Raw genomic sequence first — 22,793 nt, 5'->3', positions numbered from 1 at the left:
CGTGCCGTTACTGCTGAGTTAAATGAAGATATTGAAAGATAGAGCGGCTTTTTCGATTTTCGCTTGGAAATTGCTCATGCATGGTGCGTGGGAAATTGACGAATCCATGCATGAGATGCAGCACGAGCGGTGGGACATCGGCGGCCAGCCCGCTGCGCTCAATGCGAAATATTCTTTCAGAATACGAGCTCGGTCGAAATTTTCTGTCAACACTGAACAGTTTCTACGCGTGACTGGATGGGCATACAGTAGATCCCGGCGCTATAATGGCCGCATGAATCTCCTTCACAACCTCAATCCCGAACAATTGGCAGCCGTTACGCTGCCCTCGCAAAGTGCGCTGATCCTTGCCGGCGCCGGTTCGGGCAAGACCCGCGTCCTGACGACCCGTATTGCCTGGCTGCTCCAGACCGGACAGGTGAGCCCGGCCGGCATCATGGCGGTAACGTTTACCAACAAGGCGGCGAAGGAGATGCTGACCCGCCTGTCGACCATGCTGCCGGTGAACACGCGCGGCATGTGGATCGGCACCTTCCACGGCCTGTGCAACCGCCTGCTGCGCACCCACTACCGCGACGCCGCGCTGCCGCAATCGTTCCAGATCCTCGACTCGCAGGACCAGCTGTCGATGATCAAGCGGTTACTCAAAGCGGCAAACGTCGACGATGAAAAATATCCGGCCAAAAACCTGATGTACTTCATCAACAACGCGAAGGACCAGGGACTGCGCGCGGGCCAGGTCGAGGCCTACGATCCGATCGAACGCAAGATGGTCGAGCTCTACGAACTCTACGACCAGCAATGCCAGAAAGAAGGCGTGGTCGATTTCGCCGAGCTGCTGCTGCGCTCCTACGAGCTGCTGTCGCGCAACGCGCCGCTGCGCCAGCACTACCAGATGCGTTTCAAGCACGTGCTGGTCGACGAGTTCCAGGATACCAATGACCTGCAGTACAACCTGCTCAAACTGCTGGCCGGGCATGGCGAGCAGGTCGGCGGCGCCATCTTCGCCGTCGGCGACGACGACCAGAGCATCTACGCCTTCCGTGGCGCCAACGTCGGCAACATGTCGGCCTTCGAGCGCGATTTCCATGTCAAGAACCTGATCAAGCTGGAGCAGAACTACCGCTCGCATGGCCACATCCTCGACAGCGCCAACTACCTGATCGCCAACAACACGAAGCGTTTGGGGAAAAACCTGCGTACCGATGCGGGGCAGGGCGAGCCGGTGCGCATCTATGAAGCATCGTCGGATCTCGAAGAAGCGCAGTGGATCATCGAAGAAGCCAAAAGCCTGATGGGCGAAGGCCTGGAGCGCAAGGAAATCGCGATCCTGTATCGCTCGAACGCGCAAAGCCGGGTCATCGAGCACGCGCTGTTTGCGGCCGGCATTCCCTATACCGTCTACGGCGGCCTGCGCTACTTCCAGCGCGCCGAGGTCAAGCATGCGATCGCCTATCTGCAGCTGATGGACAATCCGCACAACGATTCCGCTTTCCTGCGCGTCGTGAATTTCCCGACCCGCGGCATCGGCGTGCGCTCGATCGAGCAGCTGCAGATGGCGGCCGATACCTATGGCATCTCGCTGTACGCGGCCGTGCCCTACATGACGGGCAAGGCCGGCACCTCGCTCGGCGGCTTCGTGAAACTGATCGAGGGCGCGCGCTTCGAGACCCAGCAGCTGGCGCTGCCGGAAATGGTGCGTGTCGTGCTCGAGCGCAGCAACCTGCTCACCCACTACGCCAACGAAAAAGAAGGCGCCGACCGTATCGAAAACCTGGAGCAGATGGTCAACGCGGCGACCCAGTTCGTGCAGGAAGAAGGCTTCGGCCAGTTCGCGCCGGCCCACCTGGGTCCGCCCTCGCAGGCGCAGGCCGGCGACGCGGTCGTGTACCAGGACGGCATCGAGATCATGGATGCCGACACGCCGCTGCCGCAGGTCATGTCGCCGCTGTCCGCCTTCCTCGCCCACGCCTCCCTTGAAGCGGGGGATGCCCAGGCCCAGGCGGGGCAGGACGCGATGCAGCTGATGACGGTGCACTCGGCCAAGGGCCTGGAATTCGATGCCGTGTTCATCACGGGTCTGGAAGAGGGCCTGTTCCCGCATGAAACCAGCGCCCGCGAGGCGGACGGCGTGGACGAAGAGCGGCGCCTGATGTATGTGGCGATCACGCGCGCACGCAAGCGTTTATATATGAGCTTCACCCAGCAGCGCATGCTGCACGGCCAGACCCGTTTCAATATGAAATCGCGCTTCTTCGACGAGCTGCCCGAAGAAGCCCTGAAATGGCTCTCGCCGCGCGTGCAGAGCCACTGGTTCGCCAACAAGAAGGCGGCGACCGCCTGGGACGACGCCGCCTTCCGCAACGCCGGTAGCGACAACAAGATCGCCGCCCAGATCACCCAGAAATCGGGCGGGGGCTCCGGCTGGCGCATCGGCGAAGCGGTGGCGCATGCCAAGTTCGGCGAAGGCGTGATCGTGAATATCGAGGGTGGCGCCGGTGCGGCGCGCGCGCAGATCAACTTCGGCGCGGCCGGGATGAAAGTGCTCGATCTGTCGGTGGCGAAACTGGAGCGGATCGCCCGCTAAGGGGGCCTTGCGTAGGGTGGGCATTCATGCCCACGCGGTGATACGCAACGGCTCCGACTTCGTACCTGATGACCGCGCCCCCGCGTACTGCTCCGATTGCATGCTCGATTATCGTGCCGTCGCGTATCACCGCGTGGGCGGAGATCCGCCCACCCTACAACAGCTTCACTTGTCGAGGTTGACGCGCCCTGTCGCCGGCATCTCCACCGGCTTCCCGAAAATCTGCCGATACCCCGCATACATCGCGCACTGCAGCAGCAGCACGAACAGGAAGATCAGCCACATGATCGCCACGCGCGCCAGGCTCGTGCCGCCCAGCACCAGCGCGACGATGAAGCAGATGCCGAAGAAGATCGCGAACCAGGCCATCAGCAGCACGATGAACACGCGCGCGCTTTTCAGGACGGCGAAGAAACTGTAAAAGGTGGCCTTGCCCGGCCCCATTTGCTGCCAGTAGGTGAGCGGCGCGGCAAAGGCCAGTGCGATCAGCACCGCCACGTCCAGCAGGAAAATGCCGAACATGGCCAGCAGGTCCGAAGCTTGCACCTGCGGCGGCGCGGCCGGGTCCACCGGCTGCGACACCTGCTGCCAGAAGCTCGGGTCGATCGCGACCTTGGTGAGCAAGGTCAGCAGCAGCGAGGCGCCGAGGTAGATCAGGCCGATCTTGCACAGCGGACCGATGACCGGCTTCCTGAAGCCGGTCAGCAGTACCGGGGGCGTGACGCGCTCGCCGTTCTCGATCATCAGGCAGGCCTTCATGAAAGCCATCGAGAACGAGGGAATCAGGACCACGGCCACCATCTTGCCCAGCAGCGGCACGGCGCTGATCAGCAGGCTGAACAGGATGTTGGCGAACAGCAGGGTCGTCAGCGCGGCGGGTTGTTTGCGGAACAGGCCGGTGCCTTGCTTCAGCCAGTTCCAGCCGGTAATTGCGGGCATGTTGTTCATTCGAAATTAGCCAGGCGCGGTGCGGGCGTCGCAATGCGCTCGCGCAGGATGCGCTCGAAATGGGTGGGGTCGTGGGGCGTCAGCATCTCGGCCTCGCGCGGCACGTAAAAGTCGTACAGGCGCGACAGCCAGAAGCGCAGCGCCGCGGCGCGCAGCATCGGTTGCCAGGCAATGTCTTCCGCATCGGTGAACGGGCGCACGGCGCGGTAGCTGGCCAGCAGCGCATTCACGCGCGCCTCGTCGAGCTCGCCGCTGTCCAGGTCGATGCACCAGTCGTTGACGGTCACGGCCAGGTCGAACAGCCAGGTGTCGACGCCGGCAAAATAAAAGTCGAAGCAGCCGGTCAGCTTTTCGCCGACGAACATCACGTTATTACGGAACAGGTCGGCGTGGACCGGGCCGCGCGGCAATTGCGCGTAGACGGGGCTGGCTGCGAACTCTGTCTGGAACGTGACTTCATCGTGCAGGAAGCAGGCGTTCGCGGGCGTCAGATAGGGCAGCACGAGCGGCGTGGTGGCCTGCCACCACGCCAGGCCGCGCAGGTTCGGCTGCTGCATCGGGAAGTCGCTTGCTGCCAGGTGCATGCGCGCCAGCATCGTACCGACCTCCGCGCAGTGCACCGGTTGCGGGTCCATCTGCGAGCTGCCCTCGAGTTTACTGACGATGGCGGCCGGCTTGCCGTGCAGCGGCACCACGAGGTCGCCGACGGCATTCGGCACCGGCGCCGGCACCGGGATGCCGCGCTCGGCCAGGTGGCGCATCAGTTGCAGGTAGAAGGGCAACTGGTCGAAGTCGAGGTTCTCGAAGACCGTCAGCACATACTCGGCACGCTCGGCGCCGCGCTGGGTCGTCAGGAAGAAATTACTGTTTTCGATGCCGGAGGCAATGCCCTTGAGCGCCACTGCCTGGCCGAGAGGAAACTGTTTCATCCACTGGGTGAGGTCATCCAGTGTTACCGCCGTGAAAACTGCCATGGTGCGAGAGGGCTTGAAAGTCTGAGGTGGAAAGAATCTGGGCGCGCGGGCGCAAGCGCCTGCCTGGCAGCTGGATCAGCGGGTAGCGGGCAGCGGCGGTGGCGGCGGAATGTCCGCCGGCTTCGTCATCTGGACAGTTGCCGGCGGCACCTTGACCTTCGGTGCGCCTGCAGCGCCGATCGAGCTGGCGGTCACGCTGCCTGGCGGCGCCGGCGCCGTGGTTCCCGCAGCGGCAGCAGCAGCCTCGGCATCGGCCGCCTTTTTCTTCCCGTTCAGGTCGAATTCCATCACCTGCCATTGCGGTGCGCGGAAGGCGCTGCTCTGTGCATCGCCCGGCACCGCGTTGCCGGCGGGCTGGTTCGGCTTCAGCGTATAGTGGCTTTTGCCCGCCTGGACTTCGACTTCGGTCACCTGGCCATTGTTGCGCTTTTCCTTGATCCGGGTGCCGCGGCGCGGTTCGATCTTCGTGGCCGGCTCGTCGCTGCCCGGTTCGATGCGTTCGGTCTGCGGCTGCCCGCTGGTCGCAGCAGGTGCGGCCGGCGAGGTTTGTCCGGTCTGGGCCGTTTGTGCGTACACTGTGCCGGCGCAGGCCAGCAGGGCGATCGACAGGGTCAGGCGGGGAAGTGTGCGCGGCATGATGGTCACCTAATATCGTTTGAACCATTGTAACAAACACAGTGCCTTCCCTGTGAAATGTGTGCCGGCGACCCCATATAAGAGCTCAGCCGCAGCCTTCCTGTTGTGCTTTCTTCATGCCGATTCTGCGATAATGTACCACCCGCTTGCGGACCCACTTTTGGCTCTTCGCCGCTTCACCCTACACCTATGCAAAATACCCTGCTGCTCGTCGACGGTTCCAGCTATTTGTACCGCGCCTTCCACGCCTTGCCCGACCTGCGCGGCCCGGACGGCCACCCGACCGGCGCCATGCACGGCATGGTCAACATGCTGCGCCGCCTGCGCGCCGACTATCCGGCCGCCTACATTGCCTGCGTCTTCGATGCGAAAGGTAAAACCTTCCGCGACGATATGTACCCAGAGTACAAGGCGACCCGCGCCTCGATGCCGCCCGACCTCTCCAAGCAGATCGAGCCGATCCACGAAGTCGTGCGCCACATGGGCTGGCCGATCCTGATGGTGGAAGGAGTGGAGGCGGACGACGTGATCGGCACCCTGGCCGTGCAGGCCGCGGCGAAGGGCATGCACACCATCGTCTCGACCGGCGACAAGGACCTGGCACAGCTGGTCAACGACAAGGTCACGCTCATCAATACGATGAGCAACGAAAAGCTCGACGAAGCCGGCGTGTTGACGAAATTCGGCGTGCCGCCGAACCGCATCATCGACTACCTGACCCTGATCGGCGACACCGTCGACAACGTGCCGGGCGTGAACAAGTGCGGCCCGAAGACGGCCCTGAAATGGCTTGCCTTGCACGGCTCGCTCGACGGCGTGATCGAAAACGCGCACACGATTACCGGCGCCGTCGGCGAAAACCTGCGCTCGGCATTGGAATGGCTGCCGCAGGGACGCCAGCTGATCACGGTAAAAACCGACTGCGACCTGATGGGCCACGTGATCTCGATCGAGGAAAGTTTAGTGGCGCGCCCGGAAGACACCGATGCGCTGCGCGACTTTTTCAATCGCTACGGCTTTAAAACCATGCTGCGCGAACTGTCGCAAACGCCGACCGGCGGCCCGGTCCTCAATTCGCCGGAAGGCGCACAGGACACGCTGCCCGGCATGCCGATCATCAAGGGCGAATACGAACTGGTGACGACCTGGGAGCAGCTCGATAAATGGCTGGCGCTGGCCGATGCGGCCGAGCTGACTTCGGTCGATACCGAAACGACTTCGCTCGACCCGATGACGGCGCAGATGGTCGGCATCTCCTTGTCCGTCGAAGCGGGCAAGGGCGCCTATATCCCGGTGGCGCACCGCTATGCCGGCGTGCCGGAACAGCTGCCGCGCGAAGAGGTGCTGGAACGCATGCGCGGCTGGCTGGAAAACCCGGACAAGCCGAAGCTGGGCCAGAACCTGAAGTACGACATGCACATTTTTAACAACCATGGGGTGACCTTAAAGGGCATCGTCCACGATACGCTGCTGCAGTCCTACGTGTTCGAGTCGCACAAGCCGCACGACATGGACACGATGGCGATGCGCCACCTCGGCTACACGACGATTCCTTTCGTCGACGTCTGCGGCAAGGGCGCCAACATGATCTGTTTCGACCAGGTCGAACTGAATCGCGCGACCGAGTACGCGGCCGAGGATTCCGACATCACGCTGCGCCTGCACCAGACCATGCTGCCGCACGTGGAAAAGGATGCGGGCCTGAGCTTCATCTACAGGAACATCGAGCTGCCGACCCAGATCGTGCTGCAGAAGATCGAGCGTAACGGCGTGCTGATCGACGCCGCGAAACTGGAAGCGCAATCGCGCGAACTGGGCGCGCGCCTGGTTGAACTCGAAGCCAAGGCCTACGAGATGGCCGGCGGCCCGTTCAACCTCGGCTCGCCGAAACAGATCGGCGAGATCTTCTTCGTGAAGCTCGGCCTGCCGGTCATCAAGAAGACCGCCACCGGCGCGCCCTCGACCGACGAAGAGGTGCTGCAAAAGCTGGCCGAGGATTTTCCATTGCCGAAGGTCCTGCTCGAGCACCGCAGCCTGTCGAAGCTGAAATCGACCTATACCGACAAGCTGCCGAAGATGGTCAATCAGAGCACCGGCCGCGTGCACACCAACTACGCGCAGGCAGTTGCCATCACGGGCCGCCTGGCCTCCAACGATCCGAACCTGCAGAACATCCCGGTACGCACCGGAGAAGGCCGCCGCATCCGCGAAGCTTTTGTTGCGCCGCCGGGCAGCGTGATCGTCTCGGCCGACTACTCGCAGATCGAGCTGCGCATCATGGCCCACATCTCGGGCGACGAAGCGATGCTGAAGGCGTTTGCCGAAGGCGTCGACATCCACCGCGCGACCGCCGCAGAGATCTTCGGCGTCGCCCCGGACGAAGTCGATTCCGAGCAGCGCCGCTACGCCAAGGTCATCAACTTTGGCCTGATCTACGGCATGAGCGCCTTCGGCCTGGCCCAGAACCTGCAGATCGAGCGCGGCGCCGCCGCCAACTACATCGACCGCTACTTTGCCCGCTTCGCCGGCGTGAAGCAGTACATGGACGAGACGCGCCTGGCGGCCAAGGCGAAGGGCTATGTCGAGACCGTGTTCGGCCGCCGCCTGTGGCTCCCCGAGATCAACTCCCCGAACGGCCCGCGCCGCGCCGGCGCCGAACGGGCGGCGATCAACGCGCCGATGCAGGGCACGGCCGCCGACCTGATCAAGCTGGCGATGATCGCGGTGCAGGGCTGGCTGGAATCCGAAAAACTCGCCACGCGCATGGTCATGCAGGTGCACGACGAACTGGTGCTGGAAGTGCCGGAAGCCGAGCTGGAACTGGTCAAAACGAAGCTGCCGGAGCTGATGGCGGGTGTCGCCGAACTGAAGGTGCCGCTGGTGGCCGAGACCGGCGTGGGCGCGAACTGGGAAGCGGCGCACTAAGCCAACGGAGGAACGGATGAATACCAAATACAGTGCGCTGGTCGTCGGCGCCAGCGGCATCATCGGCAACGCGGTCGTGCGCGAACTGCAGGGACGTCCCGACTGGCAGGTCCGTGCCTTGCCGCGCACCCTTGTCGACGGCGTCGAAACCATCAAGGCCGACCTGCTCGACGCGCAGGCTACCGCGCGGGCCCTGGAAGGCGCGCGCGACACCACCCACGTGTTCTACGCCGCGCTCAAGGGCGGGACCGACCTGCTGGACGAAGAGCGGATCAACGGCGGCATGCTGCGCAACCTGCTCGACGGCCTGAAAAGCGTGGGGGCGCCGTTACAGCGCGTCGTCCACTACCAGGGCGCAAAGGTCTACGGCGTGCACCTGGGTGCAACCCAGGCCCCGTTCTATGAGGACGATCCGCGCCACCTGACCCCGAATTTTTATTATGCCCAGGAAGACCTGCTGCGCGAGCGCAGTGCCGCCGGCGAGTTCGAGTGGTCGATCCTGCGCCCGGACGTCGTGGTCGGCGACATCGCCGGCAACCCGATGAACATCGTGATGGTGATGGGCGTGTTCGCCGCGCTGAGCCGGCAAGCCGGCGTACCGCTGCGCTTTCCGGGCACCCGGAAAGTGTATTCCGGCGTGCTGGCCCAGACCACGGATGCCGACTGGATGGCGCGCGCCAGCGTCTGGGCCGCGCTCGACCCGGCGGCGCGCGGCGAGGCTTTCAACCTGGTGAACGAGCCGTTTCGCTGGGAGCGCGTCTGGCGCCACGTGGCTGCAGCCTTCGACATGGAAGTCGGGCCGCCGCAACCCTTGTCGCTGGCGCAGCAGATGCCGCTCAAGGCCGACGCCTGGGAGCGGCTGGTGCGGCAGCACGGCCTGCGCACGCCACCCTTCGAGAAACTGGTCGGCTGGTGGTTCGGCGACTTCGTGTTCAACACCGAATTCGACATGGTGTCGGACATGGGCAAGATCCGCCGCGCCGGCTTCACCGAAGCGGTGGAGACCGAAGCGACGATCGTCCACGCCATCGAGCGCTTGCGTGCGAAGGGCCAGTTGCCCTGATCCGAAGTCCACTCGCCGCGACGGCGAGTGGACCAGGCCGGATCAGCCGGCCACCGCCTTCGGCTTGTCCTGCGGCCCGACCCCGTCCGTCACCTGCGCAGGCCCACGCCCGCGCACGAACACGAGGGTCGTCAGCGCCGCCAGCGCCGCGAGGCCGGCGAGCGCATACAGCCCGCCTTCGAAACTGCCGGTCGCATCCTTGATCCAGCCCACCGCATACGGTCCGACGAAGCCGCCCAGGTTGCCCACCGAGTTGATGAAGGCGATCCCGCCCGCCACCGCGGTGCCGCTCAGGTAAGCCGAGGGCAGGGGCCAGAACGGTCCCTTGCAGCCGAGGATGCCGACCGCGGCCAGCGCGAGCGACAGGATAGCCCAGATCCCGCCGCCGAAGGCCGCCGCCATGTACAGGCCGAGCGCGGCCATCACCATGGTCAGCACCAGGAACCAGCGGCGTTCCTTGGTGCGGTCCGACCAGTAGCCGATGATCAGCATGCCCGCGCAGCCGACGATATAGGGCAGCGAAGTCAGGAAGCCGACGGCCAGGTTGCTGAAGCCTTGCCCCTTGATCATCTGCGGCAGGAAGGACGACAGGCCGACGTTGGCGCCGGTGGCGCAGAAGTAGACGAAGCTCAGCGCCAGGATCGCGGGGTTGGTGAACACTGCCCGCAGCGACGAGGTCTGCTTCACCTTGCCCGCCATTTCGCGGTCGGCCGCCAGCTGCCCCTCGAGCCAGGTCTTCTCGGCCGCGGTGAGCCATTTGGCGCCTTCCGGACGGTCGGTCAGCCAGCGCAGCACGACCCAGGTGGCCAGCACGGCGGGCACGCCCTCGATGATGAACAGCCACTGCCAGCCCTTGAGGCCCTGGACCCCGTCCATCCCGAGGATCCAGGTCGAGAGCGGCGCACCGACCGCGATCGACACGGGGATCGAGAGCATGAAGGCTGCGATGATGCGGGCACGGTAGCGCGCCGGGAACCAGTAGGTCAAATACAGCACCACGCCCGGGAAGAAGCCCGCTTCGGCCACGCCGAGCAGGAAGCGCATGACCAGGAAGCTGTTCGCTCCCTGGATGAAGGCCATGCCGGTCGAGAGCAGGCCCCAGGTGAACAGGATGCGCGCAATCCAGCGCCGCGCGCCGACCTTGGCCAGCATCAGGTTGCTCGGTACTTCGAAGAGGCAGTACCCAAGGAAGAAAATCCCGGCACCCCAGCCAAAGACGTAGGCGGAGAGGCCCAGGTCCTTGTTCATCGTCAGCGCGGCGAAGCCGACGTTGATGCGGTCAATATACGACAGCACATACAAACCCATGAGCAAGGGCACGAGGCGCCAGAAAATCTTGCCCATCACTTTCTTTTCGATTGCGGTTTCCATTTGTGTCTCCTGATTGTTGCGCGCGTCCGTTTCGATGGACGCACGCAGCCGCCTCGCTCCTCTTGCGGGAGCTGTGCTGGCCTGGTTTGTGGATCGGGGAGGGGTGAATCAGTCGCGGTAGGACGTGTCGCGGCGGTCGAGCAAACGCAGCATGGCTGGCCACTCCATGATGCCATACGGCCTGCGCACATGCGGCTCGAACTGGTTGGCCGTCTTCTCGATGACCTTCTGGGGCGGCACGATCAGGGCCGCATTGCATGCCAGCGCGTCGAGCTGCACCTTGCAGGCGTTCTCCAGCCAGTACATCGTGTTGAAGGCCTCGGCGACGCTCGGGCCGCAGGTCAGCAGGCCGTGGTTCCGCAGGATCATCACGTCCGAGCTTCCGAGGTCGGCCACCAGGCGCTCGCGCTCGTCCACGTCGACCGCGACGCCTTCGTAGTCGTGGTACGCCACCTTCCCGAAGCGCATGTTCGTCTGCGCGATCGGCAACAGGCCGCATTCCAGCGCCGATACCGCCATGCCCGCCCGCGTGTGGGTGTGGATCACGCAATCGACGTCGGCGCGCGCGCCGTGGATCGCGCTATGGATCACGTAGCCGGCCTGGTTGATGCCATAGGTCGGGTTCGGGTTGAGCAGGATGTCGCCCGCCAGGTTGATCTTGACGAGGCAGGAGGCGGTGATTTCCTCGTACAGCATCCCGTACGGATTGATGAGGAATTCGCCTTCGGCGCCGGGGACGTGGCAGGTGATGTGGTTGTAGATCAGGTCGGACATGCCGAAATGGGCGACCAGCCGGTAACAGGCGGCGAGGTTGACGCGCGCTTCCCACTCGGCTTCCGAGACCAGGCTGCGGACGTTCTGTACTGGGTTGTTCATGGCTCTTCCTTGACGGGACAACAAGATAATGAGGCTGCATTGTCAAACAAATTTTTGAATGGATACAGGCCACATTCTTAGCTTTGAACAATAGGAAAATTATCTTCCCGCTTCAGGGACCGGACTTCCGGTGCTAGACTCCGGCCATGGATACCCGATTCTTGCAAAGCTTTGTCGCCGTCGTCGAATGCGGCTCGATGGCCGAAGCGGCGCGCCGGCTGGACCTGACGCCGGCCGCCGTCGCCGCTCGCATCCGTACCCTGGAGGAGGAGCTGGGCGTGGCCCTGGTCATCCGTTCCGGCCGCGCTGTGAAACCGACCGAAGCGGGCCTGCAGATCCTCGACCAGTCACGCGGCGTGGTCAGGAGCGTGACCGACCTGCGCGCCGCCGCCGTCGACCGCGACGGGCTCGGGCAGCTGCGCCTCGGCAGCTTTTTCTCGGCCGCGACCTCGATCGTTTCGCCGGTGCTGGAGAAGCTGTACGCCGACCATCCCGAGCTGTCGGTGTTCGTCGACGTCGGCCATTCGGTCGACATCTCGGCCAAGGTGATGGCTGGCGAGCTCGATGCCGCGATTGTGGTCGAGCACCAGTTCGCGATTCCGAAAAGCTGCGAGTGGCATGCGCTGACCGAAGAGCCGCTGGTGGTGATCGCGCCCGCCCGCTTCACAGGCGAGCAGGATGCGCACGCCTTGCTCCGCTCCGAGCCCTTCATCCGCTACGACCGCCGCATCTGGGGCGGCCGCCTGGCCGACCGCTATCTGCGCGAGCGCAACATCCAGCCGCGGGTGCGGCTCGAGATCGACGGCCTGATGACGATTGCCACCTTCGTCAGCCGCGGCCTGGGGATCTCGCTGGTCGTGGACTGGGCGCCGATGTGGACCTCGAACCTGGCGCTCACCCGCATCGCCCTGCCGGGTGACGCACCGCTGCGGCGCATCGGCCTGCTGCGCACCGTACGCGGGCCGCGTGACAGGCTGGTCGACGAGGTGCTGCGGCATGCGATGACGGTATGCGGCACGGGAGGCGGACCTTCCTTGCTCCGGCCTGATTCAAGGTGACGAGCCGGTCAGCCTGAAACCGGCGTACCCAGGTAGTTGTCCTTCACCCGCACGTAATGTTCCGCCGAATAGCGCAGGTACGCGATCTCCGCTGCGCTCAAAGGCCGGATTTTTCCGGCGGGCCGTCCCATGTACAGGAAGCCGCTCTCCAGGGTCTTGCCTGGCGCGACCAGGCTGCCGGCGCCGAGCATGACCTGGTCCTGCACGATGACGTCGTCCATGACGATGCTGCCCATGCCGACCAGGGAGGGCACCGGTACGGCTGGCCGCGGCGACCAGGTGCTACCATTCGGCATGGTCACCCCCGCTCCATCCGACGTCCGCCCGCGCAACAGTGACATGCAAGCCAGGGATACGGACCTTGCTCGTGCTTACGACAAGATCGCGGCGTGGTTCGACGAGCACCGCACCCGCGAACTCATCGAAAAGCCCTACCTCGACTACCTGGTCCAGGCGCTGAAGCCGGGTGCGTCGATCCTCGACCTCGGCTGCGGCACCGGCGAACCGATCCTGCGCTTCCTGGCCGAGCGGCAGTTCGAGCTCACCGGCGTCGATGCCAGCGCCGCCATGATCGCCATCGCGCGCACGCGTTTTCCGGACACGCGCTTGCTGGTCGGCGACATGCGAAAGCTGACGCTCGACCGCAGGTTCGAGGCCCTCATCGCCTGGCACAGCTTTTTCCATTTGCCGCACGACGACCAGCGCGGGATGTTCGCGGCCTTCTCGCATTGGCTGCATCCCGGTGGCATACTGGTATTCACGTCGGGCAGCGCATATGGCGAAACCTGGAGCGATAACGGCGGAGAAGCGCTGTATCACGCCTCGCTCGACGCGGACGAATACCGCAGCCTGCTGGTGCAGCATGGGTTCGCCGTGCTGCGGCATGCGGCGGACGATGCGGCCTGCGGTGGCGCCACCGTATGGATCGCGCAGTATCGACCAGGAGAACATCATGAAACCGCGCCGGGACTATGACACCGCAAAACTGATCGACGCATCGATTGCAGCGCTGCGCGCGCAGGGCATGTACGCCGCGGCGCGCATGCTGAGCGAACAGGGCGTCCCCTTCGCCACCGCGCACCGCGTGCTGCGCCAGCCGGGCCTGCGCCGCACCTACGGCGACGCCGTCCTGCACTGATCAGCTGCGAACATTCCTGCACCCGGCCTCAACATCGCCCATATCGCCGCTTTGCGCGCTTCATCACGCGTTTTTTGCACTTCGTCGCACGCCGATGGAAGCGTGGAGGACCGCTTGCTAATCTACTCCCATCGAAAGCCCGGACGCACACGCAAACGGGCCGCCAACCAACCGAAGGGAGCCTGAAAATGAACGTCCTCAAGCACATGGAAACGCTGTTCCTGGTCGCCGCACTCGCCGTTGTCGGCACCACCTACGCCGGCGCGCAGAGTTATAAAGCACAGGTGCGCGCCGATTCGATGGTCTCGGTCGGCAGCGAGAAAATGGCGACCGTGAAGGTCGTCGGCAAGCGCCTGCCGGCTGCCACCAAGTTCGCCTGATCCGCCCGGTTCAGGCTTCGCTCAGATGCCGGATCGGTGTCCCGACGAAGCCGACCGTCACCAGCGCCAGCATCGCCACGCCGGCCCCGGCAAAGATGGCATCGAGGCCGACGGCGCCTGCCAGCCAGCCGCTCAGGGCTGCGGAGACCGGCGCCAGGCCCATGAACAGGAACATCAGCAGCGCCATGCCGCGCCCGAGCATGTCGGCACGGATGCGGCGCTGCAGCCATGAGATCAGCGCCACCTGCAGGTAGCCGGACACCAGGCCCAGTGCCAGCAGCAAGCCGACACCCTGCCACATGCCGGCCACGCCGGCCATGGCGATGAAGAGCAGGCCGACGGCGCCGTCGGCTACCAGCAGCGTGGTGCCGAAATTGGCGATGCGCAGGCCCGGACGGACGCCCGCGAATATCATCCCCGCCAGCATGCCGCCGCCGTGTGCGGCCATCAGGCTGCCGTAGGCACCGGCGCCGCCAAGACGCGCGGCCAGCAGCGGCAGCGCTACCTGCAGGGGACCGGACACGAACAAGGCCATCGCGCCCCAGTAAATAAAACAGGCGCGCAGGACCGTGTCGTCCCGGCAGTAGCGCAGCCCGGCCGCCAGGCTCGCCAGCAGCGGCGGCCTGTTTGCCGGCGCCGCGGCTTGCGCGAGCGGACGCACCTGCGCCAGCGTGAGCGCCGAGACCAGGTAGCTGAGCGCGTCCAGCAGCAGGGCAATCCCGAGACCGCGGGCATCGGCCAGGCCGCCGCCGGCAGCGCCGCCCGCATCGCCTCCAGCCACGATCAGCAGCCCAGCGAGCAGCGGGCCGGCCAGCATCGACACCTGGCGCATGCCCATCAGCACGCCGTTGGCCGGCGCCAGCAGGGCCGGTTCGAGCACGCCGGGAAGCAGGGCGCTGCCGGCCGGATAGGCGAAGGCAGTGCACAGGCCGATCGCCGCCGCCAGCACATACACCAGCGCCATGTCGATCCGGCCCATCAGCACCAGCGCGCCGAGCAGGCCGACCAGCAGCGCGCTGGCGCACTTGGTGGCGAGCAGGATACGGCGCGGCGAGCTGCGGTCGACGAGGGCGCCGCCGACCAGCATGAAGAGCGCGCGCGGCGCGCCCATCGCCGCCAGCACGCCGCCCAGCGCCAGCGGATCGCCGCTCAGCTTCAGGACCAGCCAGGGCAGGGCGATCAGGGTGAACTGGTCGCCCAGCAGGGAGATGGCGCCGCCCCCGCACAGCCAGCGGAAATTCGTGTTGCGCCACAGGGCGCCGCGGTTCGGATCGGGCTTACGCATGGCTGGCCTCCTGCGCGTCGAGCCGTTCGATGCCGGCTTCCAGATAGGCCCGCAGCGGCGTGTCCCAGATGCTGCCCAGGGCCAGCAGCGGGTCAATGGCCTGGGCGTGCAGGATGCGCTTCCGGATGTCCGGGTCGCTGCCCCAGCACTCCTCGAACAGGCCGCGCCAGCGTACGCAGAGCGCCAGCACGTCCGGATCGCCGGGCGGGACGCCGCGTTCCATCAGGGCGGACAGGTCGCGCGAGAGCGCCACCCAGGCGCCGTTAGGGTGGCGCAGGTAGCGCTCGCGGATCGCCTCCAGCTGCGCCGGTTCCAGGTGGCGCGCGTACAGGCCGAGACGGTAGTGGTTGGCGGCCTGGCCGACATAGTCGAGCAGCGCAGGGTCGAATCCGACGGCGGCCTGCAGCTGCGGTTCGTCGCGGTACAGGGCGTCCATCTTGAGCATCAGCGGCAGACTGCGCTTGAGGTGCGGATCGACCAATGCCATCCAGCGGCGCGCGCCGTCCTGGGCTTCCGGCGCGGAGGGCGGCACGCCGGCGCGCATCATGGCCCCCATCTCCGCGGTCAGCGCCTTCCAGGACGCCGCTTCGGCACCCTGGTTTTCCTGGGCATGGGCGCGCCAGCGCGCCGTTTCTTCCGGCGTCAGGTGCTTGTCGAAGACCGCCATCAATTCCAGGGTCGTGAGCCATTCCTGCAGGTCCGGCTCGCTGGTGCTGGCAAAGCCTTCCTGCAGGCGCAGCAGGCGGTCGCGCAGCAGCGTGGCCTGCCCGATCTGGCTGTTCAGCTGCGCCACCTGCCGGGCGACGACGGCGCCGATGTCGGCGTGTTCGCCGGCCAGCAGGGCGCCGGCTTCCTCGAGACCCAGGCCGAGGCGGCGCAAGGCTTGCACCTGGTGCAGGCGCGCGACGTCGCGTTCGTTGTACATCCGGTAGCCGTTGTCTGCCCGTCCGCTCGGGCGCAGCAGCCCGATGGCGTCGTAGTGGTGCAGGGTGCGCACGGTCAGGCCGGTTTGCCGTGCCAGTTGGCCGATCTTCAGCAGCATCGCGTTCTCCGCATATTGTCAAGTTCGCACAACAATAAAGCCTGACGCCGCGTGAGGGTCAAGCATTTTTGCCGATGAGGCAAGGCCGGGTGACGTACCATGGCCGGTATCCCAACGAATGGAGCACCCGTCGCCATGCATATCGCCATCCTGACTTTCGACGGCTTCAATGAACTCGACTCGCTGATCGCCTTCGGCATCCTGAACCGCGTCAAGAAGCCGGGATGGCGCGTTTCCATCGCCTGCCCGACGCCGCGCGTCACCTCGATGAACGGGGTCGTACTCGAAGCCCAGGCCTCCCTCTCCGAGGCGGCCCAGGCCGATGCGGTACTGATCGGAAGCGGCGCGCAAACGAGGGAAGTGGTGGCGAATGCGGCGCTGATGGACCAACTGAGGCTCGATCCCGGCCGGCAGTTACTGGGCGCCCAATGCTCGGGCACCCTGGTCCTGGCCAGGCTCGGATTGCTCGATCGCGTTCCCGCCTGTACCGACCTGCTGACCCGGCCATGGGTGCAGGAGGCCGGCGTCGAGGTCCTCCACCAGCCATTTTTCGCCAGGGGGAATATCGCGACGGCGGGCGGCTGCCTGGCCTCGCAGTACCTCGCCGCCTGGGTCATCGCCCGCCTGGAAGGAGTCGATGCGGCGCACGATGCGATGCATTACGTGGCGCCGGTGGGAGAAAAAGAGGAGTACATCGAGCGCATGCTCCACCATGTCGTCCCCTGCCTGACCCCGGCGGGATGACGCAAGCACAGGCCTGATCGGGTCGGCCGGACGCTCAGGCCGCCGGCGCCATGCCCTGGCCCTGCTGCCGGCGCGCGAGCTCCTGTTCCAGCGCGTCAAGGAAGATCTTGACCCGGGCCGGCGCGTAGCGCCGCGTCGGGGTCAGCGCCCACACCGACAGGTCTTCCATCGCCGCGTCTTCCAGCACGACGGCCACCAGCGCGCCGTCGCGCAATTGCTCGTGCACGTCCCAGTAGGTGAGCATGGCCAGGCCCAGCCCCTGCAAGGTGGCGGTGCGCACCGCATCGACGCTGCTCGTCGTGAAGCGCGCATTGACGCGCCTGCGCTGCAGTTCGCCATGCACCAGTACCGGCCAGCGCGGCACGCTGTGGAGCACGATGCATTGGTGCTCATCCAGGTCCGCCAGCCGGGCCGGCATGCCATGGCGCGCGAGGTAGTGCGGCGCGGCGCAGATGATGCGGGGATTGCCCGCGATCCGCCTGGCGACCAGTTCCGAGTCTTCCAGCGTCGCGATGCGCAGCGCCAGGTCCAGGCCCTGTCCCACGATGTCCAGCACCCGGTCCGACAGGTCGAGGTCGATGCACAGGTCGGGGTGCTGTTCCAGCAGCGTCGTCAGGAAAGGCAGGATGATGGTCTGGCCGAAGACGCTGGGGGCGGTGAGCTTGAGGGTGCCGGACGCGGTGGCCGGCGCCGGATGCAGTTCGCCGCGCGCGCTTTCCTCGGCTTCGACGATCGTGTTTGCATAAGGAGAAAACGCCTCTCCTTCAGCCGTCAGCGCCACCGAGCGGGTGGTGCGGTGAAACAGGCGTACGCCAAGTTCCTGCTCGAGGACGGCGATGCGGCGCGATACCTGCATCGGCCCGATATTGAGTTGCCGCGCGGCGGCGGAGAGACTGCCGGCGGCCGCCACTGCCAGGAAAATGCGTACGTCAGCGATCTGCATTTATAACCCATTTTGATAAGGCGGTTTCACACGAGCGCGGCTGTTTCTGTCGCGCCCGGTCATCTAGGATGGTATCCGAAGCACTGCATCCGCAGGGCAAGCCAGATGAGGGAGCATACCGCATGACCGATTTCCAATCTCCGATTTTATCCGGACACGATATGAAGGGCCTGCATTTCCGTAACCGTCTGGCGGTGGCGCCAATGACGCGCGTGACCGCCACGGCCGCAGGCGTGCCGACCGCCGCCATGCGCGACTATTACACCCGCTTCGCCCGCGGCGGCTTCGGCCTGGTGATTACCGAAGGCCTGTACACCGACAAGGCCTATGCGCAAGGCTACCGCTACCAGCCCGGCATCGCCGACGACGAGCAGGCGCGTGCCTGGGCCGACATTATCGCCGCGGTCCACGGCGGCGGCGCGCTGGCGTTCGCGCAGCTGATGCATGCGGGGGCGCTCAGCCAGGACAATCCCTTCCGTTCGCATACCGCCGGGCCATCCGCGGTCCAGCCGGCCGGTGAACAGATGGGCTTTTATTATGGCGAAGGCCGCTACCCGACGCCCGTGCAGATGAGCGAACAGGACATCGCCGAGGCGATCGACGGCTTTGTCCAGTCGGCCCTGCGGGCGGTGCGCGTGGGCGGCTTCGACGGCGTCGAAATCCACGGCGCCAACGGCTACCTGCTGGACCAGTTCCTGACCGCCCACACCAACCTGCGCGACGACGGCTGGGGTGGCGACATACAGGGACGGGTGCGGCTGCTGGTGGAGGTGCTGCGCGCCGTCAAGGCGGCACTCGGCGACCAGGTGCCGGTGGGGATCCGCATCTCGCAAGGCAAGGTCAACGACTTCAAGGCCAAGTGGCCGGGCGGAGAGCGGGACGCGGCAGCGATTTTCGGCGCGCTGGCGCAAGCCGGGGCCGACTTCATCCACGTCACCGAGTTCGAAGCCTGGCAACCGGCTTTCGAGGGCGGCAGCGATACCCTCATCGCGCTGGCGCGGCGCCATGCGCCAGGCGTGACGATCATCGCCAACGGTTCACTGCACGCCATCGAGCGGGCCGCCGAAGCGCTGGAGCTGGGCGCGGACATCGTTGCGCTTGGCCGCGGGGCGCTGGCCAACCCGGACATGCCGAAGCTGTTCGAGAAGGGCATCGCGCCGCGTGAATTCGACGGCGCCATCCTCGGGCCGATTGCCAATATCAAGAACAGCGAACTGGCGTTCCAGGCCGCGGCCTGACCGTCAAGCCTGGAGTGCGCAGGCCGGGAGCGCTCTGCCGGCTTCGGATCCGTTCACGCTATGAGCGGAATCCCGCCGGCAGGCGCGGCATGGTCATGGTGAAGGTCGTGCCGTCGGCCGCATTCGATTCGACGCCGACCGTGCCTCCATGCGAATGGACGATTTGACGCGAAATATACAGGCCGATGCCCAGGCTCGTGCGTTCCATGTAGCCGCTGTCGGCGATGCCGGCGTTGGCGGCGATCCGCACCATCGGATCGAAAATGGTGCGGATGTGATCCACCGCGATGGGTGCGCCGCGGTTGTTAATCGTCACCACGACATCGTCGCCGTCGCCTGCCAGGCGCACCGACACGGGTTCGTCGGGGGTGCCGTACTGGATCGCATTGCCGATCAGGTTCGACAGCACCTGGGCCAGGCGGCTCTCGTCGAAAATCGCCTCGATCTTGGCCGGCACGTGCAGCTCGATCAGGCGCTCCGGGTGATAGGTCCGCATTTCGTCGACCACTTCTTCGCACACCCCCACCAGGTTGCCCAGCTTGACCTGGATCGGGATGCCGGGCCCGAGATGGGTGCGCGTGAAGTCGATCAGGTCGTTGATCAATTTGCTCATGCGCTTGGCGCTGTTGAACATCCTGGTGGCCACCAGCACGTACCTCGGCGGGATGTCGACCGCCTGCATCAGGAAGTTCGAGCCGGTGACCACGGTCCCGAGCGGGTTGCGCAGGTCGTGGCCGAGGATGGCCAGGAACATGTTCTGCGATTGCTTGACCATGAACTCATAGCGCGCCACCGACTCGGCCAGTGCCTGGTCGACCGCCTCGTTGAAGCGTGTCACGTCGCCCATGTTGGGCGTGCCGGCGTCCCCGACATCGGCCGCCCAGAGGGTGAGCACGCTCGAGCGCAGGGCGCGGTATTCCGACACTAGCTGGACCACCGTGTAGCCCGACAGCAGCCGCGCTTCGGCATGGATTTCCGCGGCCGTATCGTCCGGCCCGCGCTTTCCCAGCCCCTTCGACTTGGCGGAGCGCTCGCGCTCGGATTGCGCCGTTGCCAGGTCGGACGCGAAGGCGGTCAGCATCTGGCGGGCGTGGTCGCGCAATTCGGTGTCGTCCATGGTCAACGCGGGCGGCTCGATGGTGCGCGCAAAATCCTCCCATGCCTGCAAGATGGATTCCATCTTGTCGTGGATGAAATTGCCGAGTCGGTGTTGGGTCATTGTTTATTTGAATCCTGATTGCTCCCGATTCAGCGCGATTCGCCTCGAACGGGTTTGCGGATCTTAACAGTCATTTCTTCGTTCCTAATAAATGAAGGGAAAATGCACAGGGCCGAAATTAAATCCGAAATGATTAGGCAAATCCGGAAAATACCTGTATCTTCCATCTCGCACTACATCAAGTCGTTGTTATTGTTGGTCTTTCTTTCCCGCCTTGCCTTTTCGGCAGTCCTGTTTGATTTCCTCCGTTACTCCCCCTCTTGGTCGTAAGTGCATTTCGGGCATCTTCGCCCCATGCAAAACAAGGAATGTAAAATGACTACTCAAACCGGCACCGTCAAATGGTTCAACGATGCAAAAGGCTTCGGCTTCATCACGCCTGATGCAGGCGGCGGCGACTTGTTCGCCCATTTCCAGGATATCCAGTCGGAAGGCTTCAAGAGCCTGGCCGAAAACCAGCGCGTTTCGTTCGTGCGCTCGACCGGTCCTAAAGGCGAAAAAGCCGGAAGCATCTGCGCGATTTAATTCGCCGATGCGGATAACCGGCGCGCACCACGCAGATAGCATGGGCGCTGCCGCGCTTATTCGGCAATATAAAAACCCGCCCATTGGCGGGTTTTTTGCATTCGCGGATGGAGTTTGCCAGGAAAGACGGTTTTAATTTAAGCTTGCACTCGTCCGATTCCGGATTCATCCAATAACACCGCCTTCGATATGTAATCGAAGCCAGACAAGGAGACAGCATGTTCAGTCACGTCATGATCGGTTCGAACGACATCGAACGCTCGAAGCGCTTTTACGACGCCGTACTCGGCACACTCGGGGCAGGCGAACCGTACCGCAACCAGGGACCTTCCGGCCACACCCGGCTGTTCTATCGCCACGAGGGCAGCAGCTTCGGCATCACCGAACCGATCAACGGCGAAGCGGCGACCTGCGCGAACGGCGGCACGATCGGTTTCAAGTGCAGCTCGCCCGAGCAGGTGCAGCAGTTCCACGACGTCGCGCTGGCGCATGGCGGCACCTCGATCGAGGACGCGCCCGGCCTGCGCGAAGGCGCCATGGGCGCGCTGCACCTGGCCTATGTGCGCGACCCGGACGGCAACAAACTCTGCGCGCTGTACCGCGTGAAGTAGGCATCATCCGGCCCGCTTCCTGGCTCGGCAGCTCCCGGTGCCGGGCCAGGAATTACGCGTATCCCCCATCTTCGCCGATCCCGCCAGCCGCTGCGGCGTGACGGCACATGCCACCTTCTTGCAAGGTGACACCAAAAAATTCCTCCGTTCACATTTATTGCTTAAGCATATTTTTCACGCTATGGTCGGGCCGGCTCTCCCGTTTCGGTCGCGCACGATGTCCGGGTGGCTGCTCTGTTCGTTCAACCGCTGTTCATCCCTTGCGTGGAGGATGCGTGAAATACATCGGAGTGGATTCTCCCCTGAAGCGCAGGGTTCCCCGACTGTCTTTGTATTATCTGCAGCGCGTGATCACCAACCCCGTGCTTCGCCGAGCGTCGATTTCCCTGCTGCGGTTCTGGGTGGCGTGCCGGACCGGGCGCTTCCGGACTGGAGCTGGTGGGTGCAGCGAGCTCGTGTCGGCATTGCGGACCGACGGCATCGCGCCCCTGGGGCAGGTGCTGTCGGATGAACAGTGCAGGGAGGTGCTCCTGCACCTGGCGGACAAGTGCGTCGCGGCCCGCGGTGCGGTTCCGTTCATCGTGGACGCCAGGCCCGACGGCGTGGCTTTCGCCAATTACGCCCTCGCTGACCTGGTGACCTGTCCCTATCTGCTCGCCCTGTCGAACAGCCCGGCGCTCCTCGACCTGGCCAGGCAGTACCTGGGATGCACGCCGACCCTGTCCGGGCTCAGTGCGCGCTGGTCCTTTCCGGGGGAATCGGCATCCGGGGACGTCCAGAAATTCCATCGCGATTCGGAAGACTGGCTGGCCTTTCGGATCATGGTTTACCTGACCCCGGTCGACGATGCGAGCGGCCCGCATGTCTACGTGAGGGGCACGCACCTGGACCGGCGAACAGCACGTTTGCCTGTGCTGGACGATGCCGCGGTGCACGCGCGCTTCGGTGCGCGCATCGCGCGGCAAACCGGCGCGCAGGGCTTCGGGTTCGCGGTCGATACGGCGGGACTGCACAAGGGCGAGACGCCGCGCCGCGCCGCGCGCCTGCTGCTGTCCTTCCAGTATTCGATCCTGCCCTGCTTCCTGTACGAGTACGAGCCCGAATACCTCGCGACCCTGCCTCATGACCCCTATATCAACCGGCTGATCGTGCGCAGCCGGCCGGCCAGTGGCGGCAGGGAAGTGGCGGCGGGCGAACTGGAAGAGGCAACACTCGGCGGCGTGGCATGAC

At 64.9% G+C, this 22,793-nt stretch carries 21 protein-coding genes and 1 pseudogene; 12 read left to right on the top strand and 10 right to left on the bottom strand.

What is annotated here, in order from left to right; all coding sequences use genetic code 11:
* Positions 1-274 precede the first annotated feature (274 nt).
* Positions 275-2,587 carry a UvrD-helicase domain-containing protein gene (locus LPB04_RS01905; protein WP_193687128.1) on the top strand — a complete coding sequence of 771 codons (2,313 nt, stop codon included), beginning with the start codon at positions 275-277 and terminating at the stop codon, positions 2,585-2,587.
* A 165-nt stretch (positions 2,588-2,752) separates the two neighbouring features.
* Here LPB04_RS01905 and LPB04_RS01900 read toward each other — a convergent pair whose 3' ends face one another.
* The 3 genes from LPB04_RS01900 to LPB04_RS01890 form a co-directional block, all read right to left on the bottom strand.
* A complete protein-coding gene (locus LPB04_RS01900; protein WP_227496589.1) occupies positions 2,753-3,526 on the bottom strand; it encodes a BPSS1780 family membrane protein in 774 nt (257 codons plus the stop codon).
* Between the two features lie 5 nt (positions 3,527-3,531).
* Positions 3,532-4,509, bottom strand: a complete 978-nt coding sequence (locus LPB04_RS01895; protein WP_193687126.1) for a homoserine kinase — start codon at positions 4,507-4,509, stop codon at positions 3,532-3,534.
* Between the two features lie 75 nt (positions 4,510-4,584).
* A complete protein-coding gene (locus LPB04_RS01890) occupies positions 4,585-5,145 on the bottom strand; it encodes a DUF2782 domain-containing protein (protein WP_193687125.1) in 561 nt (186 codons plus the stop codon).
* Between the two features lie 189 nt (positions 5,146-5,334).
* Here LPB04_RS01890 and polA point away from each other — a divergent pair, with 189 nt between their 5' ends.
* Entirely contained in the window at positions 5,335-8,070 is a 2,736-nt protein-coding gene (gene polA / locus LPB04_RS01885; RefSeq protein WP_193687124.1) for a DNA polymerase I, read from the top strand.
* Between the two features lie 16 nt (positions 8,071-8,086).
* Entirely contained in the window at positions 8,087-9,133 is a 1,047-nt protein-coding gene (locus LPB04_RS01880) for an SDR family oxidoreductase (RefSeq protein ID WP_193687123.1), read from the top strand.
* Positions 9,134-9,175: 42 nt separating this feature from the next.
* Here LPB04_RS01880 and LPB04_RS01875 read toward each other — a convergent pair whose 3' ends face one another.
* Together LPB04_RS01875 and LPB04_RS01870 are read right to left on the bottom strand one after the other, a co-directional pair.
* Positions 9,176-10,504, bottom strand: a complete 1,329-nt coding sequence (locus LPB04_RS01875; protein WP_193687122.1) for an MFS transporter — start codon at positions 10,502-10,504, stop codon at positions 9,176-9,178.
* A gap of 108 nt (positions 10,505-10,612) precedes the next feature.
* A complete protein-coding gene (locus LPB04_RS01870; protein ID WP_193687121.1) occupies positions 10,613-11,380 on the bottom strand; it encodes a class II aldolase/adducin family protein in 768 nt (255 codons plus the stop codon).
* A gap of 146 nt (positions 11,381-11,526) precedes the next feature.
* Between LPB04_RS01870 and LPB04_RS01865 the strand changes: the two genes are divergently transcribed.
* Positions 11,527-12,438, top strand: a complete 912-nt coding sequence (locus LPB04_RS01865; RefSeq protein ID WP_193687120.1) for a LysR family transcriptional regulator — start codon at positions 11,527-11,529, stop codon at positions 12,436-12,438.
* 8 nt (positions 12,439-12,446) lie between these two features.
* Here LPB04_RS01865 and LPB04_RS01860 read toward each other — a convergent pair.
* Positions 12,447-12,683, bottom strand: a pseudogene (locus tag LPB04_RS01860) (gamma carbonic anhydrase family protein); the annotation flags it as partial.
* A 94-nt stretch (positions 12,684-12,777) separates the two neighbouring features.
* On the opposite strand from LPB04_RS01860, the gene LPB04_RS01855 reads away from it, so the two are divergent.
* From LPB04_RS01855 to LPB04_RS01845, 3 genes are all read left to right on the top strand, one after another.
* Entirely contained in the window at positions 12,778-13,413 is a 636-nt protein-coding gene (locus LPB04_RS01855; RefSeq protein WP_193687119.1) for a class I SAM-dependent DNA methyltransferase, read from the top strand.
* Positions 13,391-13,576, top strand: a complete 186-nt coding sequence (locus tag LPB04_RS01850; RefSeq protein ID WP_193687118.1) for a hypothetical protein — start codon at positions 13,391-13,393, stop codon at positions 13,574-13,576. Before LPB04_RS01855 ends, LPB04_RS01850 begins: the two co-directional genes overlap by 23 nt.
* 188 nt (positions 13,577-13,764) lie before the next feature.
* Positions 13,765-13,956 (top strand): hypothetical protein, encoded by a 192-nt coding sequence (locus LPB04_RS01845; protein ID WP_193687117.1) that lies wholly within the window; start codon positions 13,765-13,767, stop codon positions 13,954-13,956.
* A 10-nt stretch (positions 13,957-13,966) separates the two neighbouring features.
* Here the strand turns inward: LPB04_RS01845 and LPB04_RS01840 are convergent, their stop codons facing one another.
* Complete coding sequence (locus LPB04_RS01840) at positions 13,967-15,241, bottom strand: MFS transporter (RefSeq protein ID WP_193687116.1); 1,275 nt, start codon at positions 15,239-15,241, stop codon at positions 13,967-13,969.
* A complete protein-coding gene (locus tag LPB04_RS01835; protein WP_193687115.1) occupies positions 15,234-16,283 on the bottom strand; it encodes a MerR family transcriptional regulator in 1,050 nt (349 codons plus the stop codon). The genes LPB04_RS01840 and LPB04_RS01835 overlap by 8 nt, the downstream gene beginning before the upstream one ends.
* A 135-nt stretch (positions 16,284-16,418) precedes the next feature.
* Here LPB04_RS01835 and LPB04_RS01830 point away from each other — a divergent pair, with 135 nt between their 5' ends.
* Positions 16,419-17,027, top strand: coding sequence for a DJ-1/PfpI family protein (locus LPB04_RS01830; RefSeq protein WP_193687114.1), 609 nt, complete (start codon positions 16,419-16,421; stop codon positions 17,025-17,027).
* Positions 17,028-17,061: 34 nt separating this feature from the next.
* Here the strand turns inward: LPB04_RS01830 and LPB04_RS01825 are convergent, their stop codons facing one another.
* A complete protein-coding gene (locus LPB04_RS01825) occupies positions 17,062-17,970 on the bottom strand; it encodes a LysR family transcriptional regulator (RefSeq protein ID WP_193687113.1) in 909 nt (302 codons plus the stop codon).
* Positions 17,971-18,131: 161 nt separating this feature from the next.
* On the opposite strand from LPB04_RS01825, the gene LPB04_RS01820 reads away from it, so the two are divergent.
* On the top strand, positions 18,132-19,208 hold the full coding sequence (locus tag LPB04_RS01820) for an NADH:flavin oxidoreductase (protein WP_227496588.1): 1,077 nt from the start codon (positions 18,132-18,134) through the stop codon (positions 19,206-19,208).
* Positions 19,209-19,266: 58 nt separating this feature from the next.
* On the opposite strand, the gene LPB04_RS01815 is transcribed toward LPB04_RS01820, so the two are convergent.
* Positions 19,267-20,427, bottom strand: coding sequence for a sensor histidine kinase (locus tag LPB04_RS01815; protein ID WP_193687111.1), 1,161 nt, complete (start codon positions 20,425-20,427; stop codon positions 19,267-19,269).
* Between the two features lie 315 nt (positions 20,428-20,742).
* Between LPB04_RS01815 and LPB04_RS01810 the strand changes: the two genes are divergently transcribed.
* The 3 genes from LPB04_RS01810 to LPB04_RS01800 all read left to right on the top strand — a co-directional run bounded on the left by LPB04_RS01810 (position 20,743) and on the right by LPB04_RS01800 (position 22,792).
* The gene (locus LPB04_RS01810) at positions 20,743-20,952 is read left to right on the top strand and encodes a cold-shock protein (RefSeq protein ID WP_192053319.1); all 210 of its coding nucleotides are present in this window, start codon (positions 20,743-20,745) and stop codon (positions 20,950-20,952) included.
* Positions 20,953-21,170: 218 nt separating this feature from the next.
* Entirely contained in the window at positions 21,171-21,563 is a 393-nt protein-coding gene (locus LPB04_RS01805; protein WP_193687110.1) for a VOC family protein, read from the top strand.
* A gap of 275 nt (positions 21,564-21,838) precedes the next feature.
* Positions 21,839-22,792, top strand: a complete 954-nt coding sequence (locus tag LPB04_RS01800; RefSeq protein WP_193687109.1) for a phytanoyl-CoA dioxygenase family protein — start codon at positions 21,839-21,841, stop codon at positions 22,790-22,792.
* Position 22,793: the final 1 nt, after the last annotated feature.

Origin of the sequence: Massilia litorea, assembly GCF_015101885.1 — a bacterium.
GTDB lineage: Bacteria > Pseudomonadota > Gammaproteobacteria > Burkholderiales > Burkholderiaceae_D > Telluria > Telluria litorea.
Note: the sequence above shows the minus strand (reverse complement) of the source record. Positions and strands in the feature narration are given on the sequence as shown.